General features: G+C 44.0%; 16 protein-coding genes and 1 pseudogene. 2 read left to right on the plus strand and 15 right to left on the minus strand.

Translation table 11 applies throughout. From position 1 onward, the window contains the following. Positions 1-8 precede the first annotated feature (8 nt). The 15 genes from tssM to LY387_RS27110 are packed head-to-tail and all read right to left on the minus strand — an operon-like array spanning position 9 to position 19,826. Positions 9-3,509 (minus strand): type VI secretion system membrane subunit TssM, encoded by a 3,501-nt coding sequence (gene tssM / locus LY387_RS27040; RefSeq protein WP_234498018.1) that lies wholly within the window; start codon positions 3,507-3,509, stop codon positions 9-11. 12 nt (positions 3,510-3,521) lie between these two features. Then, positions 3,522-4,925, minus strand: a complete 1,404-nt coding sequence (gene tssA / locus LY387_RS27045) for a type VI secretion system protein TssA (protein ID WP_234498019.1) — start codon at positions 4,923-4,925, stop codon at positions 3,522-3,524. A gap of 11 nt (positions 4,926-4,936) precedes the next feature. Further along, a complete protein-coding gene (locus LY387_RS27050; RefSeq protein WP_234498020.1) occupies positions 4,937-5,578 on the minus strand; it encodes a type VI secretion system-associated protein TagO in 642 nt (213 codons plus the stop codon). Further along, entirely contained in the window at positions 5,575-7,107 is a 1,533-nt protein-coding gene (locus LY387_RS27055; RefSeq protein WP_234498021.1) for a sigma-54 interaction domain-containing protein, read from the minus strand. The genes LY387_RS27050 and LY387_RS27055 overlap by 4 nt, the downstream gene beginning before the upstream one ends. Positions 7,108-7,110: 3 nt before the next feature. Further along, on the minus strand, positions 7,111-9,705 hold the full coding sequence (gene tssH, locus LY387_RS27060) for a type VI secretion system ATPase TssH (protein WP_234498022.1): 2,595 nt from the start codon (positions 9,703-9,705) through the stop codon (positions 7,111-7,113). Between the two features lie 18 nt (positions 9,706-9,723). Beyond that, positions 9,724-10,461, minus strand: a complete 738-nt coding sequence (icmH, locus tag LY387_RS27065; RefSeq protein WP_234498023.1) for a type IVB secretion system protein IcmH/DotU — start codon at positions 10,459-10,461, stop codon at positions 9,724-9,726. A gap of 5 nt (positions 10,462-10,466) precedes the next feature. After that, positions 10,467-11,801: a type VI secretion system baseplate subunit TssK gene (gene tssK / locus LY387_RS27070; protein WP_234498025.1), complete on the minus strand. Its 1,335-nt coding sequence runs from the start codon at positions 11,799-11,801 to the stop codon at positions 10,467-10,469. A gap of 2 nt (positions 11,802-11,803) precedes the next feature. Further along, positions 11,804-12,274, minus strand: a complete 471-nt coding sequence (gene tssJ, locus LY387_RS27075) for a type VI secretion system lipoprotein TssJ (RefSeq protein ID WP_234498026.1) — start codon at positions 12,272-12,274, stop codon at positions 11,804-11,806. 2 nt (positions 12,275-12,276) lie between these two features. After that, entirely contained in the window at positions 12,277-13,602 is a 1,326-nt protein-coding gene (gene tagH, locus LY387_RS27080) for a type VI secretion system-associated FHA domain protein TagH (protein ID WP_234498027.1), read from the minus strand. After that, on the minus strand, positions 13,602-14,612 hold the full coding sequence (tssG, locus tag LY387_RS27085) for a type VI secretion system baseplate subunit TssG (protein ID WP_419153489.1): 1,011 nt from the start codon (positions 14,610-14,612) through the stop codon (positions 13,602-13,604). The genes tagH and tssG overlap by 1 nt, the downstream gene beginning before the upstream one ends. Next, positions 14,576-16,345, minus strand: a complete 1,770-nt coding sequence (gene tssF, locus LY387_RS27090) for a type VI secretion system baseplate subunit TssF (RefSeq protein WP_234498029.1) — start codon at positions 16,343-16,345, stop codon at positions 14,576-14,578. Before tssF ends, tssG begins: the two co-directional genes overlap by 37 nt. Positions 16,346-16,350: 5 nt before the next feature. Continuing rightward, a complete protein-coding gene (gene tssE / locus LY387_RS27095; RefSeq protein WP_234498030.1) occupies positions 16,351-16,791 on the minus strand; it encodes a type VI secretion system baseplate subunit TssE in 441 nt (146 codons plus the stop codon). Next, positions 16,791-18,287 carry a type VI secretion system contractile sheath large subunit gene (gene tssC, locus LY387_RS27100; RefSeq protein WP_234498031.1) on the minus strand — a complete coding sequence of 499 codons (1,497 nt, stop codon included), beginning with the start codon at positions 18,285-18,287 and terminating at the stop codon, positions 16,791-16,793. The genes tssE and tssC overlap by 1 nt, the downstream gene beginning before the upstream one ends. 19 nt (positions 18,288-18,306) lie before the next feature. Next, positions 18,307-18,813 (minus strand): type VI secretion system contractile sheath small subunit, encoded by a 507-nt coding sequence (gene tssB / locus LY387_RS27105; RefSeq protein WP_234498032.1) that lies wholly within the window; start codon positions 18,811-18,813, stop codon positions 18,307-18,309. 53 nt (positions 18,814-18,866) lie between these two features. Further along, positions 18,867-19,826, minus strand: a complete 960-nt coding sequence (locus LY387_RS27110) for a hypothetical protein (protein WP_234498033.1) — start codon at positions 19,824-19,826, stop codon at positions 18,867-18,869. 421 nt (positions 19,827-20,247) lie between these two features. Between LY387_RS27110 and LY387_RS27115 the strand changes: the two are divergent. Continuing rightward, positions 20,248-20,987, plus strand: a pseudogene (locus LY387_RS27115) (IS6 family transposase). A gap of 618 nt (positions 20,988-21,605) precedes the next feature. Continuing rightward, a complete protein-coding gene (locus LY387_RS27120) occupies positions 21,606-21,788 on the plus strand; it encodes a hypothetical protein (protein WP_234498034.1) in 183 nt (60 codons plus the stop codon). The last annotated feature ends 437 nt before the right edge of the window (positions 21,789-22,225 follow it).

Below are 22,225 nucleotides of genomic sequence, written 5' to 3' on the forward strand. Positions count from 1 at the left end.
TAAATCACTCAGTACAGAGAAGGAGCAAGGGAAAATGAAGCCAATAAACGGCTGGTAAAAGGATTCACATTCACCTCAGAACTCAACCGATAGGTCATAGCACCTGAATCCACATGGAATTGATAATCCACTGAAGTTGGGCTGGCAGACGTGACTTCACCTTGATCCAGCAAGTGAAACAATGCCCATGGCCCGTTGGCGACAACACTACGAGGTGAAACATTATTTTGATTTGGCATCAGCGTGACCTTAGAAGTCGCACGCTCACGTAATGTATTAGGCCAAATCATCTCAATATTCTCACGGCTACCATGACTGTATGACAGAAGCTGCCCATCCACATTCAGCACACTACGGCGTTTGTTATTACTAAGGTGTGTGGGTTGAATAACAAAATTCACACCGAGCACGCCTTTACGATTGAAAAACGCCTGTTGTATCGCTTTCGCTTGTTCAAATTGGGTTAAGACTTCTTCTTTAACAATGTGTTGGTTGTTTGAAGCATCATCCACAAACCCTTTTAACTGCTCAGAATAAAAGCTATCAAGCGTACCTTCCGGCGCAAAAAAAGTTTCAAAATCTTTTAATGAGACATCTTTTGATGCTGATGGCTCAAAAGGGTAACGATGAGCAAATTGCGTTTCAAAGACGTTATACACATCCGTTTGCCAACGTACATTTAAATACTGGATCGCCTCTTGTTTAATCACATACCAACTCTCGTCTGCGACCTTTTCCATGACCGCATCAAGGGGAGCAGGCAATCCTCGGCTGATCCGTTTTAACGTATAAATTGGGTCGACATTTTTCAAAGCCATACGAGCTTGTGTTGCTTCCAATGCCGCCATTCCCCTATCTGGCGCCTCTTGAATACTTTTCAAGTAATTATCAAGTTCGCTCACACTGGCTAACAACTGATTTATGTTACTTTCTTCACCATTTTGGCTTACCAATACACTATTAAGACGAGAAAACGGCGTCTCTATTGCAGTAGCCAACTTAAAAGCGGTACTCGTCTGTATTGCTTTTTGTGCACGTTCATCGTCAGGTTGTTGGTAAAGCTGCGTATGCTGCTTTAATGTTCGTAACACTTTCTGCAGCGGCTCAGTATTACTGATCAAACTATCAAGTACCAAAACCGCTTCATCTAAATTCGCAAACGCTTGAACATCGAGTGTATTCAACGCTTCTCGCCAAGTTCGCGTATAATCCGCAATATAAAGCGCCTGAATTTTCTCTTGAAGCGCTGCTTCGTCAGCATCACTAAACTTCGCGGTTTGTGTTTGTCCAAGCACCCAACTGTCTGTCAACGCTAAACGAGAAACAGAACGCATTTGAGGTAAGAAATAACGCTCAAAGCCCCCTTGCGTGAGAAAGCGAGGGATCTGTAATCGCTCTTCATGAGCTTCTCGTGCTAAAAAGATCACATCAAAAGAAGGTCCCACCAATTGTCGTATATTCAATGGGCCACCTAATACACTTTGTGCACTACTACGCAGGTTTCGGTATACGCGTTCTTCATTTGGCATCAAACTCAGTTTGGCTTGTACCTTGGAGATCTCGCCTTCAAATGGGCGCAACACGGCAATAGCGGTATGGTCGCCCGCCATCTTTGCACCTTCGAGATCGGTATGTTCAAGCGCATATTGCAAATGATGCAACAAAGCTTGTTGCGTGTCTCTCTGCCCCATAAATTGGTGATGCCACAACTTAGCAAAATGGTTCATCACAAGATCACTCTGTCTGCCACTTTGATCCGTCATCATTCGATAGACTCTTAATACCGCCAGCTTTTCTTCATTCGTACGAGCTTGGCTTAACTCAGCCATCAGCTCATTCATCAGTAGCGGTAAGAATTGTCGATTAAGCAATTCCAGATACGTCGCTTCCACTTTAGGGCCAATAGTGTGCCCTTGGTACAATCCCATTTCAGAAATGTACTTCGGCTTTTCATGAAAAAAGCCATAAGCAAGCATGGCACTTCGTATTTGCTCAAGCGATGCCAACATCGCTTGAGGTGAATGCGGTTTATCTTGCTCTGTACTTTGATATAAACGAACCTTGATTAACACATTTTCTGCACGTTGGCGATTTTCTCCATAGCTATGTTGCCACCCAACGAGAAGCAGTATTGTTGCGAGACTACATGCCATTGTGGCATGTAACATCAAACGACGTTTTTGCTTAAGTACTTTAATGTTGTCTGTGGCAAGTCCAGCTTCAGGAATAATGGCATTTTCAAACAGAGTACCGGCGAAATACACCAACGATTGCTTTGCCTGTTGAGCCGAACGAGATGGCGCTGTCAGTTGGTAGCGACGAGCAATAGCATCATCAAAAATATCATGCGGCACACCTTGCTGCTCTACCGAAGTAAAATAGGTCCCCCTGAGCAGCGCCGGGGTTGAAAACTTATCTCGTAAGAACATCGTCTCAAGCATAGTTTGTAGCCCATGCTTTAAGCCGGAAACTTGTTTAACGAAACTAAACATCGCTTGACGTTCAGCGACGGAGCGTCCACCTTCATATTCGATAAGCAACGCATTCAATTGCGCAATCAGACGATCGTAGTATTGGGAAAACTCCATTAACCATTCATCCGTCGACTCGAGAGAATGTAGAGAATAAGTAAACCCGAGAATGGACGCTCGCTCAGCGGCATTGCAATGACGGAAAAAAGGTTCAAAGCCGTTCAGACCATCCCATTTTGTCAAGACTACATAAACGGGTAACCTTGATGCCACCGTTTCCATCAATTCTTTCAAACGACTACGTATTTGAGCGGCATAGGCCTGTCGGCTTGCTTCATCACATTCGATAAGTTTTATCACATCAATGGTTACCACCACCCCGTTTAAAGGACGACGGCGACGCGTTTGCTCAAGCCAATCAATAAAGTGTCGCCACTGCCTGACTTCTCCTTCAGGAGCGGGGGAGGCGTCTTGAGTGATCAACGCACCATCGGGATCAATGACCACCGCTTCATTACCAACCCACCAATCAAACGCTTTTTTTTCCTGAGTTTTTGAAGCATTTAATACAGTAGAAAAAAGAAATGACAGACCGGAGCGTTGAATAAATTGACTTTTACCCGAGCCCTGCTCACCCAGTAAGACGTACCATGGCTGACCGTACAACGCATCACGGCGCCCCGTATAGCTTTTCATCTCATCAAGCACAGCATTAAATTCGATCTCTTGAGCTTCAATGATTTCAATGAATGGATCTTGTTTTCTCTGCGCTGTTTTTCGATCTCTTTCTTGATAACGTTTGACCTTGGCGTATTGCGACCAACCCCACACCGTAGCAGCGATCAAAAAAAGCCCGCCGCTGGCAAACCATCGATGGGAACGCTCACCAAGAGGATGATGATCTCGCCACTCAAAACTAGGGCCTAACCACCATATCGCAATATGAAGAAGCACAAAGGCAAGCAGCAATAGCCAAGGCATCGCTGCGATAACACCGATTCGACATCGAGTGCCGATACGTTTGATCATATTCCACATAAACTAAAACCTTCACTGCTTTGGCAAGTGTTCGCGCTCTAATTGAGCCATTAAGGAAGGCTCCCATTCACTAACACTCATCGTTGATATTTGTGTATATAATGTTTGATATTGCTGCTGTGCCATGGCACCGAGCTGCTCAGCCTGTAAAACATCAGCAATAAGCAAACGCCAATAGGCTTTATCCCTCGGCTCTGTAGCTTGTGTCAGTCCCTCATTAAGATGAGTCAATGCCAACGTGACATCACCTTCTTTTGCCAAGGACATTACTTCATGACGTTTTTCGCTCCAATCATTCATAGCTCGAGGAGAGGCATGACCCATTTGTTGATGTTCTAGTAACCAAGCTTTCACCTCATCAGGAACAAAAGGGCGGCCATCCTTAAAACTCAATTGAGTCAGGGATGGAAGTCGCTCTAAAAATGCGATGCATTCTTGCGTGATTGCCTCACACCATTGAGATTGCTCCAGCCGCTCAGCAATTTGAAAGCTCATCCACTGCCCTTCAAACCAAAAAGGTGCCATCGTTAAGCTTTGTTCCACTTTCCGCCACAGCGCTAGGTCTGCATGAGACAGTTGTTCTTGATAGTCTCGAACTCGATCTGTTACCATTCCTCTCAATAAGGTTTGACCTTGCGTGTTATGATCAGGCACTGATGTAATGCCCCCCCACAATGCAAAGCGCTTCAATCGAATAGATAAAGGGATCGCTAGATCTTGTTCCCCCAAAAAACTGGCGACTTTGAGTAAGGTTTCTTTTGTTGCCTTTTCTGACGAACTATCCACAGAAGGGGGAGTAGACATCGGTGTGGATACCTTCAAAGACGCCACGTTCGATTCTGACTCTTTTACGGCCTGTCTTTGAACCTCTTCAATCCCTTGCTTAATCGAACGAGAGAGCTGCGGTGTGATGTCATCTTGACCAAGTTGTTCTTGTTCAAGTGCTTGCTGCCAACGAGAGAAGGCTAAAGCCAATGAGGCTTTGGTTTGCTCACCAAATTGGGCGTAGTTCACTTCTTTTGATGCCGTCAAAAAACGTTGACTGATCTGACTAAAAAATTTGCGCCTTGGTAAATTGCCTCTCTCGCCAGGAGCGGGGTAACTTTGCGTCCAGAAGTGGGTAATAAAGTCTCCCCAGATTTCTAAAGAAACGACCCAGCGAGAAGGGGTCAAATCGTGATGGAGACACTGCAAAAGAATCGCAAGCAACTTAATATCTTTGGTTTTTTCACCAAGTAATTGAACAGCCGTACGTTCCACCTTATCCCATTGAATCGAACCATGAGCGAGAGAGCCAGCTTTCATCATCTGTTCCTCGACAAACTCGAACAACGGATCATCAAGTAATCGTTGTCCGACAGGGTTCTCGTGACTAATGGGCGCAGCAACGTAATTACGATAATTATCTAGTTCCATCTACTCCTCACTTACCAATGACAACGCGTTTTTAGCAGAGGAAGTAATGCACTGGCGTCTTGTGTTTCAAACTGCCACCGCTCGCCACCAACCAATAAAGAGACCAGCTCTTGGAAAGAAAATTTTTTCATAATGTCAATGGCAGGAACCCCTCTTGCTGATGAATACATCACGCCATAATCATCGCTACGAAGCGTGATCCAATGCTGATCTAATGCCATCTTTAGTACCAATGGCTCGATAGGCTTGCCCATGAGCACATCAACTCGACTTAAATTATCAACACAACTTAATACCAGTAGCGCTCTTGGCGGAAACTCCGATCGCTCGCGGATCGCAATCCATGCGTTGTTTTCTCCTTCATTTTTCCAAACCTGAACCGCCTCTTTTTGTCGCGCTTGAGAGCGCCAGACTTGCTGCCATAGCGAAGGGTAACGCATAGCATTTAAACGGTCTGTTGAAGGAACTTGTGTCGGAGTTTGTATCACTTCATCAAAACAGACTAAACGCGTTAAACGATCTGATTCCTGTCGACATTGGAATAACGCCTCTACTTGTTCATCAGAGAGAGAAGAGGATAGAGCATCACTCGAGCAACAAAGCAATGCGGCTACCATTAAGTAGCGAACATAATATAAGAAGGCGCGGCTCATTGAATTCCCCATTTTTGACATTTATATGCAAGCGTACGCTTTGGTAGTCCAAGGCTCTCTGCTGTTTGAGTACGATCACCTTGAAACTGCTGTAAACGTCGAGTAATAAAATCCACTTCAAACTTGACCATCGCCGCTTTCAAGTGTGAGGGCTCTTTTTCTTTTGATACAGAAAGAGACGGCTCTTCCCTATGTTTCGCTGCGCTAGGAGTATCCAGCAAAGGCAACAAATCTTTTTCCATGACAAATCGTCCATCTTTGGCTTGGACACAACCGTACTCCACAAGATGCTTCAATTCTCGGACATTACCTGGAAAAGCGTGGGCTTTTAAACGAGTCAGAGCCTGGGCTTCAATACCAAGAACATGAGATTGATTCTGCTTGTTGTATTGCTCGACAAAATACCGACAAAGCATATCGACATCCTCTAATCTCGATGATAAAGACGGGAGTGTCACTGGAAATTGCAACAAGCGGTAATACAAATCTTGGCGAAATGCCTTTTTGTGGACGTGTTCTTGTAATCGAACATGCGTCGCACAAACCAAGCGAAAAGAGGAACGGCGTTCATGTTTAGCACCAACAGGGCGATATTGACCCGATTCCAATACACGCAATAACTTGGCTTGCAGCGCCAAAGGCATGTCACCAATCTCATCAAGAAATAACGACCCACCATCAGCCTGTGCAATCAGTCCATCCCGATCTTGTTCTGCTCCCGAGAACGCGCCTTTGGCATAGCCAAACAATTCACTTTCAAGCAAACTTTCAGGGATCGCAGCACAGTTGATTGCAACAAAAGGTTGGCACGCACGAGGAGAGAAGTGATGTACAGCTCGAGCGGCCAATTCTTTCCCTGTTCCCGTTTCCCCTTGGATCAATACAGACATCATCGACTCTGACGCATTCAATATTTGCGATCTTAATGTCTTCATCGCCTCGCTTTCCCCAACCAAGGTTGTGGACATCAACGAAAGCTGCTGCGTACGATCAGATTGATGATGAAGTTCGCCGATTTTTTCTTGTAATAACTCAACATCTTGAGCCTGATGAGAGAGTGCCGTCACATTTTCCCAGTGCGATAAAAACGTATCAAGCACCAGTAAAAGCGTCGGCTCCTCAAAGGCATATTGAAGTTCATTGAAAGAACCAATCAAAAACAACAGTGCCTGTATTTTTCCGTTGCGACTCAACGGAAAAATACACACACCATCTTGTTCGTCCATGTTTTGCGTGATCTGGTGAAAGACCGCATTTGACTGCCAATAATAAACATCTTCAGCCCGGAGCAATTTTTTTTCGCCAGATTGAAGCACATGGGCGAATGGTGCACTAAAGTCCATCACTGACCAATGCTCTTCATCATGATCATTAAGTGGTACTATTGATTGACCATCGACAGAAAAAACCAGAAGCTGTGCCAACTTTAACGACAGCGATGACCTTAAGGCATTGAGCAGTGCCTCTCCAGCTTGAGAGGTTCCCCGTGAACGAACCATATCTGCAATATAAGCCAGTCCATCTTTCATGAATTACTCAACCTCACCAATGAACGCTCCTTCCTTTGCGTCCAGCAACACATGATTAATCGGCAAAGCTAGTGCTAACTTATTTAGCAATGCTAGTGAAACAGGAGGTAAGAGTTCTCCCTCGATAATAGTTTCTAGCATTCGAGCACCATTTTCACTACGAGTAGCTCGGCTCATGATTTCGTCAATGAGCGCTTCCGTTATGGTCACTTTGGCACCATAGCGAGACGTAAACAGCGCTTCTAAGCGCGATAGTTTATGCTTGACAATATCATGAAGGACTTCTGTACTCAGAGGAAGGTAAGGTAGCACTTCCATTCGAGCCAATAACGCAGGTTTAAAAAAGGCAGCAAGCTCAGGATACAGCGCGACATCTAACTGCTTTGGTTCATGAGCGTGGTCAACAATGGTTTGATAACCAAGATTTGAGGTCAAGAAAAACACAATATTCTGACAATCAATTAAACGCCCTTCACCGTCAGCCAATTCACCTTTATCAAACGCTTGGTAGAAAAGATTTAATACATCTGGATGGGCTTTCTCAACTTCATCAAGCAAGACGACAGAATACGGCATTTTACGAATAGCTTCCGTTAACACGCCACCGTCACCAAAACCAACATAGCCAGGAGGCGAGCCAATTAAACGCGACACTGTATGCTTTTCTTGGTATTCCGACATATTGATCGTCGTTAAAAATCGTTTACCACCATAAAGCTGCTTAGTCAGTTGAACCACCGTTTCTGTTTTACCGACACCACTTGGTCCTACAAGCAAAAAGGCACCTTTCGGTCGTCCAGGCCGGCGAAGATCGGCTCTTGCCGTTAATAGATGTTGATGAATTCGTTCAATTGCTGGTGTTTGTCCTTTAATATCCCTCTGCAGTAAATCAACGAGATGCGTGATCTTATGCAACTCATCGGTTTTCATTTGAGATACTGGCACACCTGTCCAGTCAGCAATGACTTGTGCAATTTGTTCTTCATCAACATAAGGATGCATTAAGCGCTCACTGCTTGGAATCGACGCCCATTGAGCATCTAACGTTGCCAATAAAACACGATGCTGAGCGATTTCATCATCCGTTAATTGTCCTTCGATAAGGTCCGTCCTCACCGCAATCTTCGACATCACGATTTCTTTTTGTTCCTGCCATCTTGCGAAGAGTTCCGCTTTTTCGTTTTCGGCTTGTGTATTTTGATCACGAAGCGTTTGCAGTTGCTCATTATCACAGCCCAGTACTAATAGTTGGGCACGCTCAAGCAACTCAATTTCTCGGGATCGTTGTACAATCTGACCTTCTAGCCACGCAATACGTTTTGGCGGCGCGGTTAAGTTAATCGCGATACGTGCGCAAGCCGTATCAAGAACATCAATAGCTTTATCTGGCAATTGTCGTCCTAACAAATAACGAGCAGATAACTCACAAGCAGCACATAGGGCTTCATCAGAAATTAATACTTGGTGCGACTTCTCATACACACCTACCAAGCCACGTAGCATATCAGAAGCTTGTGATACAGACGGTTCATCAAGCTTTACCACTTGAAAACGGCGTGTTAGCGCAGCATCTTTTTCAATGTATTTCTTATATTCTTTCCATGTCGTTGCCGCAATGGTGCTCAACTCTCCACGCGCAAGAGCTGGTTTGAGCAAGTTCGCGGCATCTCCCGCCCCTTCTTGGTTACCAGCCCCGATCAAAGTATGAGCTTCATCTATAAACAAAATCATTGGAGTAGAGGATTGCTTAATCGCATCAATGACACTTTTTAAACGTTTTTCAAATTCCCCCTTAATAGATGCTCCGGCTTGTAAGCGACCAAGATCTAGAGCCAGTAACGTGACATTGCGCAAGCGCTCTGGCACTTGCTCTGCGGCAATACGTTGCGCCAACCCCTCAGCAACCGCACTTTTACCAACCCCGGCGTCCCCAACAACAATAGGGTTGTTTTTCCGGCGGCGGCATAGAATATCAATCATCAAATCCATTTCATCGTCACGACAAAGGACCGGATCAAGTACACCTTCCCGAGCTTGAGCCGTCATATCGACACAAAACTTACCTAATGCATCTTGCGTAATTTCTGAAGTAGGCTGGACTGACTTAGCCACCATCTTTGTCACGGTTTCTCCAGATTGCTCTAATCGTGAATGAAAAGCATGCTTCAATGCTTCTCTATTAACCTGTTCGAAAAAACCCACTACCTCGATAGATAAATAACGAGGTGCTCGTACAAGTGCGGCTAGCAAAATGGCACCAGATCGTAGATCTGTTTGCTGCAACTCTGTTGAGCTTAATAACCATGCATCTTGCAACAGTTCAATCAGCATCGGAGAAAATGTAGGATAAGTATCCAGTACGGCTTCCCTTCCTCCACTCTGACTAAGCAACATTTTTAATGAATCATGAGAAAGCGATTCCTGCTTCAACAAACAGCGCACATCAGACAGAGGGTTTTCTAGCAATACACTCAGATAATGCTCAAATGTCACTTCACTCTGTTGTTGCTCAATGCATAACGCCGCCGCTTGCTCTAAAGCAAGTTTACTCTGCTCGTTTAATTTCGATATTAAAGTAGAAAGTTCAATTCTGATCACAATGATTAGCCTACTGATTTATGGCAATATTTGGTTAAGTTCAGCGAGGACATCGGCTGACTGCTGTACGAGCGATGAATGATAAAGTGCAAATATCACACCCCACAGCACCACAAAGCCAGCGATGACTGACCATACTGACCACTGTCTTGTAATCACAGAATGCTGTGTGGCCACTTGTTCATGACGAAGCATCGCTGTCGACTGGGAGGATCCACCGGTACTGTCTATTACCATCTTTAATTGCTGTATGACCTTTTCTCGCATGGCCATTCCGTCTTTCATCACACCATACTTGCCTTCAAAACCCAGCATTAAGCATTGATAAATAAAAACCAAGAGCGAAGCGTAGCGATGTGGGTCTGTTTGCAAACGTTCTAAAATAGAAAACACCTTTTCGCCTCCCCATGTTTCATTATGAAAATGAGCAAGCATAGATTGAGCGCCCCATACACTGTCGGGCCCCCATGGCGTAGCTAATACAGCTTCATCAAGAAAAGCACATAATACATACCGATAAGCCAACGAAAGTGCTGGCTCAACGTTAGCCTCATTGAGTTCAACATCGATGTTTCGGATCTCATCACGCACTTGTTCGTATATCGCCTCGACATTTGAGCATGAAGCTAGGCCTTTAAGACGCAGCGCAAGTCCCATCAATCCACTAGAAACATCGCTAAAAAGATTCAACCCGTCACGTCGAAACTCAAAAACGTCGTGCACTGCGTGATGGGGATGTTGACTAGGTTCTGTCATATTCATTAACTCCTAATCGCCCAAAACTGTACATCTAATTCATCAAATGAAGAGGCAATGTGCATAGCAAAACCACTTGAATGTTCAAGCTGGCTCCATAGCGGGCTTGATTTATCAAGCTGAAAATAGGTATACCCCGCATGGTAAGGAAGTTGTCTTGGAGCAACGGGAAGCGCAATAAGCGGGATCCCTGGCAACTGCAAAGAGATGTGTTCACGAATCTTTTCAACAGAAGCAACTTTAGCCTGCTGAATGAAGAGTCGACGCAGCTCATCCAACGGCATGCGTGCTTTCACTGCAATGATAAACTCCCCATCATTCATTAATTGCGGATCTTGTACGGGAGCCACCATAACACCAAATTGACGCTTCTCGAGCTGTAGAGACATCGCTCGAGGCTCTAATACGATACTGAGGCTTTGACGTAAGTATCGCATCAGGGGCGTAAACGAATAAGTAGGAGATTCGTGTTGATAGCTTGGTATTTCTGGCGGCAGTCGCCGTTCATCGGTGAAAGAGGCCAATTCACCACATAAACTGATAAGACATTCATACAGTCTCTCAGGATGGAGACTGCGCAACTGAGACAAATGTTTTACTTGAGGTGCAACGCGATTGAGTGTTTGAAGCAACATAAAATCGGATACATCCGCAACACCACCTTGAGAAGGCGTACCAATTCGCAGTGCAATATTGTTCGCTCGCTCTCGCATAAGTCCCGCCATTTCCGTCGTAAAACGGTGAAGCGGCTCATGAGCACCTACATTCAAAAGGCAAGGGATAAACTCTGGATCGAGCAACACACTGCCATCAGGACGCTTTTCCAAAATTCTTGCGATAGCGAACGAAGCAAATCCACTGCGATCATCTCGCTCCAGCATCAAACGTATCTTTAATGGAGAAACATCCACGCCCGTCGAATCCCCTTTTTGAGAGTGTACGTCTTTCACATCGACACGACGATGTTCATAACGACCACTTCCACGAGTCTGCGGCCAATCGACCTCTAACAACGCATCACTGCGAAGCGTCACGCACAAATACACAACTTGGTTGGCAAAAGAAGCATCCGTCACTTCAAGCGCTTGAGGGGCTGCTTCCTCTTGAGGAATTCGAAAGACTGAACCATCCGGCATGATCCCTGTCGCTCTTTCTAAGGTAATACGTCCAAAAGACAAATAATCATAGTTTATCGCCAGTTCAGATACGCCAAAAAGATAGCGACTGACCGAAGCTATTCGTTCATCCAAACAATAATCCATGTGACGTTGCTGTTGTTGAAAGTGCTGTGGCTTAATGAACAGCCCTTCATTCCATACGACACGATTACGTGAATACATTTTTATTCCACCTTTTCCAACATAACGTCATAGTCTTTCAAATAAACCAATAAATGGTATTTTCGCCCCCTGTTGATGATTTTGACGGCGCGTTTCCATTCACTAAGCTCAGGCTCAGAAAACCGTGCCATCACACCGATGTAACGCGTCTTCTCATCTAACTCAATAGGGTTAATAAACTTGAATTGACCAGGAACGAGCACATAGTCATATACGTTAACAAAATTACTTTTTAATGCTTTTTGGTGATCGTTTTTCAGTTCATCGAAGTCAGCAGACATAAACATCGAGTCGTCTTGTAACTCAAAGACTTGAAATTCAACAGGTGCACTTTCACCAAATACATTTGGATTCATCCCACTATCACCCAATAAGCTGAGTGTGATGGTAGTAGGCCTCTCTGCTGGCACATCAGAAGAAGCACACGCCGCCAGCATAAGAACAACTCCAACAACGATGAGGCGTCGATACACGATTAGCACTCCCGTTGCATCTCACGAATTTTTTGGTCGTAAGCTTGTTCAAAAATTTCCCAGTACAATTTTTCAAAACCCTGCTGACGAAATGATGTTAATTCTTGGTAGTAGTCGTTATACATCTGCCACGCCCAACTGCCTGTCTCTTGTGAATGGGGTTCGGTCGCTCTGCGATACTGGCTAAAACGGCGGAGCAAGACTTCTGGAGAAAAGGCCACTAAAATTTGCTCAAGCGCAACCGATGTCGCATGCAACATAGCATCATGATGATTTCTTACCTGTTTGAGACTCTCACTGATTGCAGCAGGCGGAGAAAGGTGAACCGAACTGTGGCTGTCATCAAATAATGTTTGTATCGTTTCTTGATAAGAAAGCCCAAGACGAAGAGGATTATCTTCGATTGGTTGTAGATTTCGATTTAATGTACCAAATCGATCGCCTTTCACTTGTTCATGAATGGCTAGCACACCTTTAATACATGCCTGTAAAGATTCGCCAATATCATGGGCAAGCTCATGCCACTGCGTCACGTTCTGTTTCCCAGAAAGAGGAACACCAAGCCCTGACATCATTGGACTTGCCAATAAGTGTTCATCTCCTTGCGGCAACGTCATATCTAAACGTCGATCTCCGGTTTCTGGTTGTAATGGTTCCATGAGCTTCTCCCATTGAGTATTAACATCCCCATCAGAATGGGCGTCTGAGTGTAAATTAAAATCCGTTCGATGCTTTTTCAGGGTCATCGATGATGACAACTCAAATTCACTGTCGGACTGTGGCGTAAAAGATAAGCGGTCTTCTTTTTTCACTGATGAAGAGACATCGCTTAATAAATCATCGGTAACATTGTTTGTCTTTTGCGACTTAGCAAACAGCGCATCCAATTCGATCAGCGGATCAGGGATAGGCGCTTGTTGCACGATGAGCGGCTCGCTTTGATGAGACGAGAGAGAGGCATCAAGCAACGTATCAATATTTTCTAAGCGCTCTTGTGCACTATGCTCAAGAGCGACGCTAAGATGTAATGAGCCAATACAAAACTCATCACCGACGTTCAATTTTGCTCTTTGCCCTATACCTAATGGTGATGTTGCACCGTTAACATAAGTCCCCGCACATAGGTCAATAATGCAAAACACTCCGTCTACTCGTTGTATCTCACAGTGTTTCGCTTGAACTTGGTGATTAGAATCATCCAAGTGCCACTGTGCTGATGTGGCAGAGCCAATAAGCAAAGTGTCTTTGCACATAATCTGTGCCACGCATCCAGAAGCCAGTGCTGCTACATTGGTAACGGACAACGCCAACTCATTAATTTGATACATTATTGCCTCACTTGGATCAGAATGTGTTTGTCTTCCTGTGGTTTACCTAAAAAGGAACTCCACCCCAATTTGACGTCATGCCCAGACATCAAGCTCACTTGCATGGATTCCGGTTGCTCTAAGTGCAGCTCCAGGTCGTAAGCTAATTGCTCACGTAATATGAACTCCACTAATGTACAAAGTGGTAAAAACTCTTTTCCAGAGGGCAAGAAGTCTTCAAATCTCGACGAACTCAAACCGTGAATACAAATGGTAAACTTACCACGGACATCTACTGCCACATCCCCAATAACACTGTTTTCCCCAAGAGAGATATTTTTTGTTCCGAGCCCACACCGTTGTCCATCCACAATAGGTACCCATCGTTTTTCCCATTGGCGAATATGGACACGCTCTAAGTCGAAACAATGTGCGATGATCCCTGCAACCACTTGAGGCGAACGACTACGCCCCGCTAGCGTTCCTGCATACGAAAGCATCTTGCACCAGTTAATGGGCGTCTGGGTTCTCAGATTTGCATCGCCAAGTCCAACCAGTGCGAAAAACTGATTTGACATCGCATCCATCGCATCGGGTTCAAATCGTAAGTAATAGCGATATTTGCGCCATAACTCAGAAAACAGCTCAAGCACTCGATGATTGAAAAAATCAAAGAAAGGTCGCTTGATGCCTTCTTCTGATTCCGTCACCAAACGCTCTAACATAAAGCTTGGTAAAGGCGATTGAGCTCCTGATAAACCGAGAAATCGCGTGCTCATCTCCCAGCGATCGTGCGTAAGTGGTCTTAAAGCCGCCACATCAGAAGCCGCAAAACCTAAACTAGGATTTGCAGAAAACAGCCACCGATGAGAAGGCATATCACCTTCCCTGTCGATGCGCTTTACTAATTCGATTAACTGAAAAAACTGGTAAGCATGAGCGTCTTGTGGATATTCACGTGGGCTTGATACAATCGACTCATTAACCGGTTTCATTAGATCAACGGTTGTGTCCCTATCAACATGTCCCACGAGTATTCCTCTTGATTTTGTTCATTTATCACCGTCAACTCATGAAAAGAATTAATACTGGCATACAATGAAAAGAAGTGACTTAGTATTGTGCCAAACAAGTATAAATCGCCCTCAGAAGCGAACCCTTGCGGATCAAGCGTCAATACAGACTGTAATCCTCGTACAGGATATCCATGTACGAGGCGGTCCACTGGCTGAGTTTCAATTCCCACAATGCCGCTCATTCTTTTTTTAGCCACTCGCTCTGCTTGTCTGTCAACGAGCGCTTTAAAGTCGTAAGCGCACAAAACGCTTTTTAAGGCATCGGCCGATAACAAAGAAAGATAATTCAATGACATGTTAGAGATTAACGTCCACAACAAACTGCCATCTAATACCGGCCGTAAAGACTGTGTTGGTGCCATAATGTTTCGAAAAGTGGCAAAAGAGGGGGAAGTCTGTGTCGGTTTAGATATATCACCGATGCCAAGAGCTAAAGGTAACTGACGATTAGAACACATCAGTGAAAGAGACACCGCTTCATCAGCTTCGAACGCTGTTGTTTCATCACTGCGAACAAAGGAGATAAAGGTATCAAAGCCATCTCCTCGAAGACTGCTTTTAACACGTGAGCGGTAATACAAAGACTGACGCTCACGTACTCGCTCAATTTCATGATAGAAACTTTCAAAAGCAGCATATTGACGAGGTTTACCCCTCACTTTTTTGTTGTGTTGAGTCTTATCTTGCCACCCCATAACACTGTCAATACTAAACACCTCATAGTGAGAAGGATGACGACTTGACGGTGTCACAAGATATTCCGTTTGCTTACCCGTCAATGCGATCGGATCAGCATCATGAGCAAAAAGGTTTATAGCCGGTACACAATGTAATTGAAACTGCTCTTCGCTGACGACGACATCAGACGGAAGTGTCTTGTTAAAGTGGAAGTGCAACTCAAAATGCAAAGCATCATTGGCAGGTAGAGCCTGAGCAATATCATTGACATCAAAAAAGTGGAAGGCTTCTGGAAAAGTTAAATACTCTTGTAACAACCGATACCCATCCGACACATTCTGTGGATAGGGTAACAAGGCATCATCTTTGTTAAAGCCCACTCGAGAAAGGACCTGTTTTGGTAACCAGAATTGCATGTCATTGATAGTTATCGATATGTGCTCTAGATAATGATTCAACCACAAATACAGCATCTGAGAGCTAGATTTATCTCCCCCCAGATAAAAACGCAATGCATCTATATTCAGCGCCGTTAAAGGCGTTTTACCCACATTCTTTAAAGACACACTCACTATTGAAGCTTCTCGCGTGTGCTCGCAAAAAACGCGTTCACACACAATAGGGTAGAGCATCACATCCCGGCAAGATGAAAAGTGACAGGTAGTGAGCTCTACTTTCTTACTATCAAATTGCGCCCCTTTTTTTACTCTATGCGCGCCATTTAAATCATTTTCAGGTGTTAATGCGATAACAGTGCAACTAGGTACTGGCCTTAAATAGTTAGGCCACAGCATATTCAAAATAGAATGCGTGAGCTCTGGAAACTCATCATCGGCTTTAGCACGCAAACGCGCCGTTAAAAACGCGAACCCCTCAAGCAAACGCTCTATATCAGGATCATAAGAGCGAGACTGCAAAAAACGGGACAACTGGGGGTAGGTTTCAGAAAACACCTTTCCTTGCTCACGCAAGTAGGCCAGTTCTTCTCTAAAGTAATGATCTTGTGTCATGATAGTTAGAGCACTCGATATTGCTGATTTTTATCTAACAAAATCTGAAACCGAACACTGTCATGTAATGCTTCAGAGTTGAGTTGAGCTTCAATGGTAAAGATCAAATCGAGAGGATTGTCGTTGGTTGCCATGCTCGATACCGAAACAGCAGAAAGTCGTGGCTCAAATCGCTTAATACACGTTTGAATACTTTGCTTTATGCGCATAGCGAGATCTAAACAATCTAAGCCCGCGTCATTAAAATCAACCAGTCCGAGTAAAGGAGCGCTTTGCGCACTCCCCTCTCTTGTATTTAGGACATTCATCAGATTATCTTTGATCGATAATACAACCTGCCCTAGGCTTACGTTGCCTTGAAAGGCGGTCGATTCAATGCCTGCGTCTAAACGATCAAGAAATGCAACGCCGAACACCTGCTCTTCAGGGGCAATGTAACCATTCATTATGCTTGATCCAGACGTCCAACCAATGACAACTCAAAATTAGCGCCCATATACTTGAAGTGTGGACGCACAGAAATACCAACTTGGTACCAGCCTGGATTACCTTCCACATCCAACACTTCTATTTTAGCAGCTCGTAATGGACGTCGGCTTCGAACCTCTGCCGGCGGGTTTTCTTGATCAGCCACATACTGCTTGACCCAACCGTTAAGCTCTCTCTCTAAGTCCTGACGTTCTTTCCATGCTCCAATTTGTTCACGTTGAAGGACTTTTACATAATGCGCGAGACGATTAATGATCATCATATAAGGTAACTGAGTCCCTAACTTATGATTCATCTCCGCTTCTTTCCCTTCTTTTGTATTTGGAAAGATTGTATTTGGAAAGATCTTAGGTTTTTGAACAGAGTTCGCAGAAAAGAATGAAGCGTTATCGCTGCCTTTGCGCATAGTCAATGCAATAAAACCTTCTTCAGCAAGTTCAAATTCTTTGCGATCAGTGATAAGAACTTCTGTTGGAATTTTACTTTGTAGTGCTCCCATAGACTCAAAGATATGCGTTGGCAAGTCTTCAATCGCCCCACCACTTTGAGGGCCAATGATGTTTGGGCACCAACGGTATTTTGCGAAACTATCGGTTAAGCGAGTAGCAAAAGCAAAAGCCGTATTCCCCCACAAATAGTCTTCATGAGACGCTGACACATTCTCTGTATACTGGAATGATTTAACTGGGTTTTCAACGGGGTCGTAAGGTGTTCTGAGCAAAAAACGAGGTGCCGTTAAACCAAGATAGCGTGCATCTTCGGATTCTCTTAGAGCGTGCCATTTGGTGTATTTTGGACTTTCAAATGTGGCTTTTAAATCCTTAATGTTTGGCAACGCCTCAAAAGAGTCTATACCAAAAAACTCTGGAGCGACACTTGAAATGAAAGGCGCATGAGACATCGAGCCAACGGAAGCCATATACTGAAGCAAACGCATATCTGGCGTCGACGGTGTCAATGCGAAGTTACCTATAATGGCTCCTGTTGGTTCACCACCAAATTGTCCATAACCAGAAGAATAAACATGCTTATAGAAACCGGATTGAGAGAGCTCTGGTGCAAAATCAAAATCATCAAGCAGCTCTTCTTTAGTCGCATGCAACAGTTCAACTTTGTTATTTTCTTTAAAATCCGTGCGATCAATCAGCAGTTTCAAACCTCGCCATGATGACTCCATCGCTTGAAAAGACGCATGATGCAGGATCTCATCCATCTGCTTACTGATTTTTTTATCGACTTCAAGCAGCATTTGATCAACCAACTGCTTATTCACGTTATTTTGCGAGTGCCCTTGACCAAGCAGGTTTTCGAGAAAAGCAGCAACCCCTTTTTTAGCGACGTCATACCCTTCTTCTTCTGGCACCATTTTAGTTTGCGCCATTATCTCATCAAGCAAACTGCCTTCTGCCATAGGTGTGGCAGTATCTAATACGTTCTCTTGTTGCGTAACCATGTTCATTCCTGATCTTGCCTTATGCTTTAGGCTCATCTGATGGATTAACCAATTCCAATTCTTTTAAAAGCTTTTCACGTGACTCATCCGAAGTCAGCAACGCTTGAAGGCGCTCTCGAAATGCTGGAATATTCCCGAGAGGACCTTTTAGAGCCACCAAAGCCTCACGCAGCTCAACCAATTTATTGAGCTCCGGTACCTGTTTTGCTACCGCATCAGGCTCAAAATCAGAAAGCTGTTCAAACGACAAGTGAATAGGGAGATCGGCATCTTTTTCTTCTATCAATTGGTTATTCACAGAAAAAGATAACGCCAACTCGCTCTCTCTCATCACTGAAGTAAAGTTATTTTTATCGACCGGCACACTTTCACGCTCTTCCAACGGAGTGTCCATTGAGTGGCCTTTAAAATCGCCAACTACCAATGTTTTGAGAGGCAATTCAACCTCAGATTGTGCATCCCCATTTTTAGGAATGTATTTAATATTAATGCGCTCTTTCGGCGCGACACTGCCTTCTTTTGACACATTGTTCTCCTGATACGAATTGCTATGCTTTCATGATTCGAAGAGCATAGTTCTTAATACAAAAACGTTTTATCCATTGCTCTCTTAATTTCATCCTTTGGTTCTTTGCACTGTATGGGGTCATTTAAACAAGCCTTACCATTATGATTCAGCGCTATTTGTACTTTTTTATAAAGCCCTTTAAAGCGTTCATCCCCAGCTTCATTAATGTATTTATTTAATAACAAGCTAGATGTTGAATAATCCACACCAATAAATGCGTAATTGAGTTTTGGTTGAGAATACATGAGGCCAAGCTCAGCAAGAGATAATATATCCCCTGCGTGTAATGCCTTTATTCGCCAATGAAAGGCATTGGTAAAATTCTGATGACTTTCAAGCCAATCAATATAAGCTCTCATTGCGGGAATGTTTTTTGTTTCTGCTGCTTGTAAATAGAGGTTTGCGACACGTTCTTGCTTGAGGCTGGATACAATGTAGCCACCTCCCCCTGAGCCTAATCGCTGTGCCTGCTCAATTAATGCCCTTGGGTATTGACGTTTCACCGCCTCAGAAAGATAAAATTCATAACGATCCTTGTTGGAATCTCGATAATAGTCTGCTAATAAATAAAAGGCTTTTTCAGGCTCAGACTTCCCCATATCAATAATGGCATTATAGTAACGGTGCCGCCAATCATGATATTGAGGGGAGTCTACGTCATAGCGATATAACCACTTTAGCGCTGGGAAATACCCATCGTCTGCTGATTTTTTGATAAAAGAATAAGACTCATCTTTTTTGCGAGCTGTTGACATTAAAGGTTGACGAAGCGTTCCGTATAGATAAGCCCCTGAAGCACTGCCATTATCTGCCGAGAACTTTAAATACTTTATCGCCTGCTTATCTTTGAATTGTCGGTGAAGCTGCTCGCCAATTTCAAATGCTTTCTCGGGCTCTAGAGAAGAATCAATAGGTTGAGCTACCCCACCAAATGAAATGCTGGCACAGATAGATAAAATAAAAACCTTCAAAGTACTCTACCACCACACGAAATGAAACGACAAACATTGAAACAATATCGGGACTCTATCAACGTTAGCGCTTAATATGCAACCAGTTTGTAAGCAAAAAACCGCACATTTGATGTTTTTTTGCTCACAAAAATCAAAAGCGTGGCTGAATATCACGATTTTACACTTTAATGACAGCTAAAAGCTCAAGTAACACAACAAGAAAAGTGTATGTGATGAATAAATCAGTTAGTAGAGATTTGTTACAGCTTCGCAATCTGGCGGTAAACATCCTGCTACAATAAAAAACGGAAGATAATTAGCCTTCCGTTTCTTTCTTGCTTAACGGGCTTTAACCCTTTGATGCTTCACGGGGGGTTGTTGCAAAAACTCAGCTCAAGGTTGAATCTATCATCGTCTGTGGTGATGATTGGTGAGTTCGATGACCAACCCTGAGTTCAAATGGAAACACTTTGCCCTTGAAATCATTCTTTGGTGCCTTCGTTGGTATGGTTCAACGACAATGAGCTATGCCAACCTCAGCGACATGCTGCAGGAGCGAGGAATTTCGGTCAATCGCTCAACCATTTATCGTTGGTTCATTGAGTATGCCCCTGCATTACGTAAGAAACTGCGCCGTTATCAGCTCATTCGAGCAGACTCTTCGTGGCAGCTCGACGAGACCTACGTTAAGGTAAAAGGAAAATGGCATTATCTGTATCGAGCTATCAACAAGCAAGGCGAGACCCTGGACTTCTTTTTTTCTCATAAACGTAATAAAGACGCGGCTTATCAGTTCCTGAAGCGATGCTTAAGATGCTATGATGCAGATGCGCAGCCTAAAACATTAAACACAGACAAGCACGCTTCCCCTATGCCTATGCGATTCTTCGTCTGAAGAAAGAAGGACGACTTCGAGTGGATGTCGAGCAGCGGCAAGTGAAGTATCTCAATAATGATATCGAATCCGACCACACGCCCATCAAGAAGCTCGTCGTTGGCACTGGCGGTTTTAAAATCCGAAAGCGAGCTTGGTCAACCATTCAAGGATTTGAATCATTACGGATGTTGGACAAAGGCCAGTTTGATTTTTGGTTGCGTCATGATGATCGTAAAACTCTAGTGCGGGAGAGATCCGCGTTCATAAATCGTCTATTCAATGTAGAAGTGATTTACCAGTAATCGCCAAGCCAATGATGGCGAACTCTGCACTCTGAGATTAGTTGCAACAATCCCCAATATACATAAAAAAGTCACGTAAGTTCTGTAAAAATTAATAGGTAAAATCTATTGGATGTTATGTAATATAGTCTCATAAACTAAAGTCATACGATGCAGCAGACATGTATTGGCTTCTAGGTCGATATCATGACATCGCGTAACCCGTGTGGTCGAGGCAGTGCCCGGTGATGACGTTCTGATTGGTTCGAAAGAACCACGAGGCTCCCTAGATGGAGCCTTTGTTATTTCTGGAGTAAGGAAAGTTCAGATACATAGATGGCAAAGCAATTATTTAACCTACCTGACCGCGAAGTTCAGGAATGGAAATCATTCACACTCGACGGTGTGACTTACGACCTTTCTCATCTGAATGCTAGAAAACAAACCTTCATCCATCCCACAAGGGCTGAAAGCTATACTCTCTTTTTCACTATATCTCATCACGTATTCACCAGAAGCCTAAAAAAAACGAAGTTGTTGGTGCTAAGGCTATGTACCCCTATCCGTCTGATATGCGTGTTTTTGATAGGAACCGATGCAGCCTATCGAGACACTTGCCACAGATCTTGGAAACCATTCATGAACAGTTTTGTTACCATGGGGGTTACGGGCGGTACTGCAACTGCCAGTTCGAAGACGACGAAGGCAACACGATTAATTATCAAGTTGTTTATCGCGTATGGAAGAAGAACGGGAAAATACGATTCCACGTCGAAAGTGCTTATCCTCTCGATGCTCGACCTGGTAAACCGAAGAAAATGAATTTTTGGGTGATTTGCTACAACCTTCAACGAGGAAGGCCTCTGCCTAAACCAGCAAACTAATTGTTTTTCCGTTAACGAACCCGACTCACCTATCACCCTGTTGATTCGATCAATTTAGCCCCCTCATTAACCACAATTGCCGCTACGCAGGTCTAGCAGGAGGAAGGGCAAAATTCATGCCTGATGTGTTATTGACCCTAAAAGAGTTCGTGATGGAGACAAGTTACGCTCTTACTCGCTACGCTCGTGCTTTCCGGTATTCGTCGCACAGCGACTCATGGAATTACTAATTACACGGTCACTAAATAGTCAGATTGAATCGATCTTCTTTGATCGATATTTGAGTAGTTTTAAAGGTAGGTTTTTTTCGGGGGCCACATTGTAAATGTGTTTAGAAGCCGTCGCGATATCGTTATACACTGAGGCTTCTAACGT

This window comes from Vibrio maritimus (assembly GCF_021441885.1).
In the GTDB taxonomy this organism is placed as follows: domain Bacteria; phylum Pseudomonadota; class Gammaproteobacteria; order Enterobacterales; family Vibrionaceae; genus Vibrio; species Vibrio maritimus_B.

Coding starts and splice junctions, on each gene's coding strand:
- LY387_RS27120 (WP_234498034.1), top strand. CDS start 21,606: ATGAACAGTTTTGTTACCATGGGGGTTACGGGCGGTACTGCAACTGCC.
- tssK (WP_234498025.1), bottom strand. CDS start 11,801: ATGTATTCACGTAATCGTGTCGTATGGAATGAAGGGCTGTTCATTAAG.
- tssA (WP_234498019.1), bottom strand. CDS start 4,925: ATGGAACTAGATAATTATCGTAATTACGTTGCTGCGCCCATTAGTCAC.
- tssC (WP_234498031.1), bottom strand. CDS start 18,287: ATGGTTACGCAACAAGAGAACGTATTAGATACTGCCACACCTATGGCA.
- icmH (WP_234498023.1), bottom strand. CDS start 10,461: ATGACAGAACCTAGTCAACATCCCCATCACGCAGTGCACGACGTTTTT.
- tssE (WP_234498030.1), bottom strand. CDS start 16,791: ATGAATGGTTACATTGCCCCTGAAGAGCAGGTGTTCGGCGTTGCATTT.
- LY387_RS27050 (WP_234498020.1), bottom strand. CDS start 5,578: ATGAGCCGCGCCTTCTTATATTATGTTCGCTACTTAATGGTAGCCGCA.
- tssF (WP_234498029.1), bottom strand. CDS start 16,345: ATGACACAAGATCATTACTTTAGAGAAGAACTGGCCTACTTGCGTGAG.
- tagH (WP_234498027.1), bottom strand. CDS start 13,602: ATGTATCAAATTAATGAGTTGGCGTTGTCCGTTACCAATGTAGCAGCA.
- LY387_RS27055 (WP_234498021.1), bottom strand. CDS start 7,107: ATGAAAGATGGACTGGCTTATATTGCAGATATGGTTCGTTCACGGGGA.
- tssM (WP_234498018.1), bottom strand. CDS start 3,509: ATGTGGAATATGATCAAACGTATCGGCACTCGATGTCGAATCGGTGTT.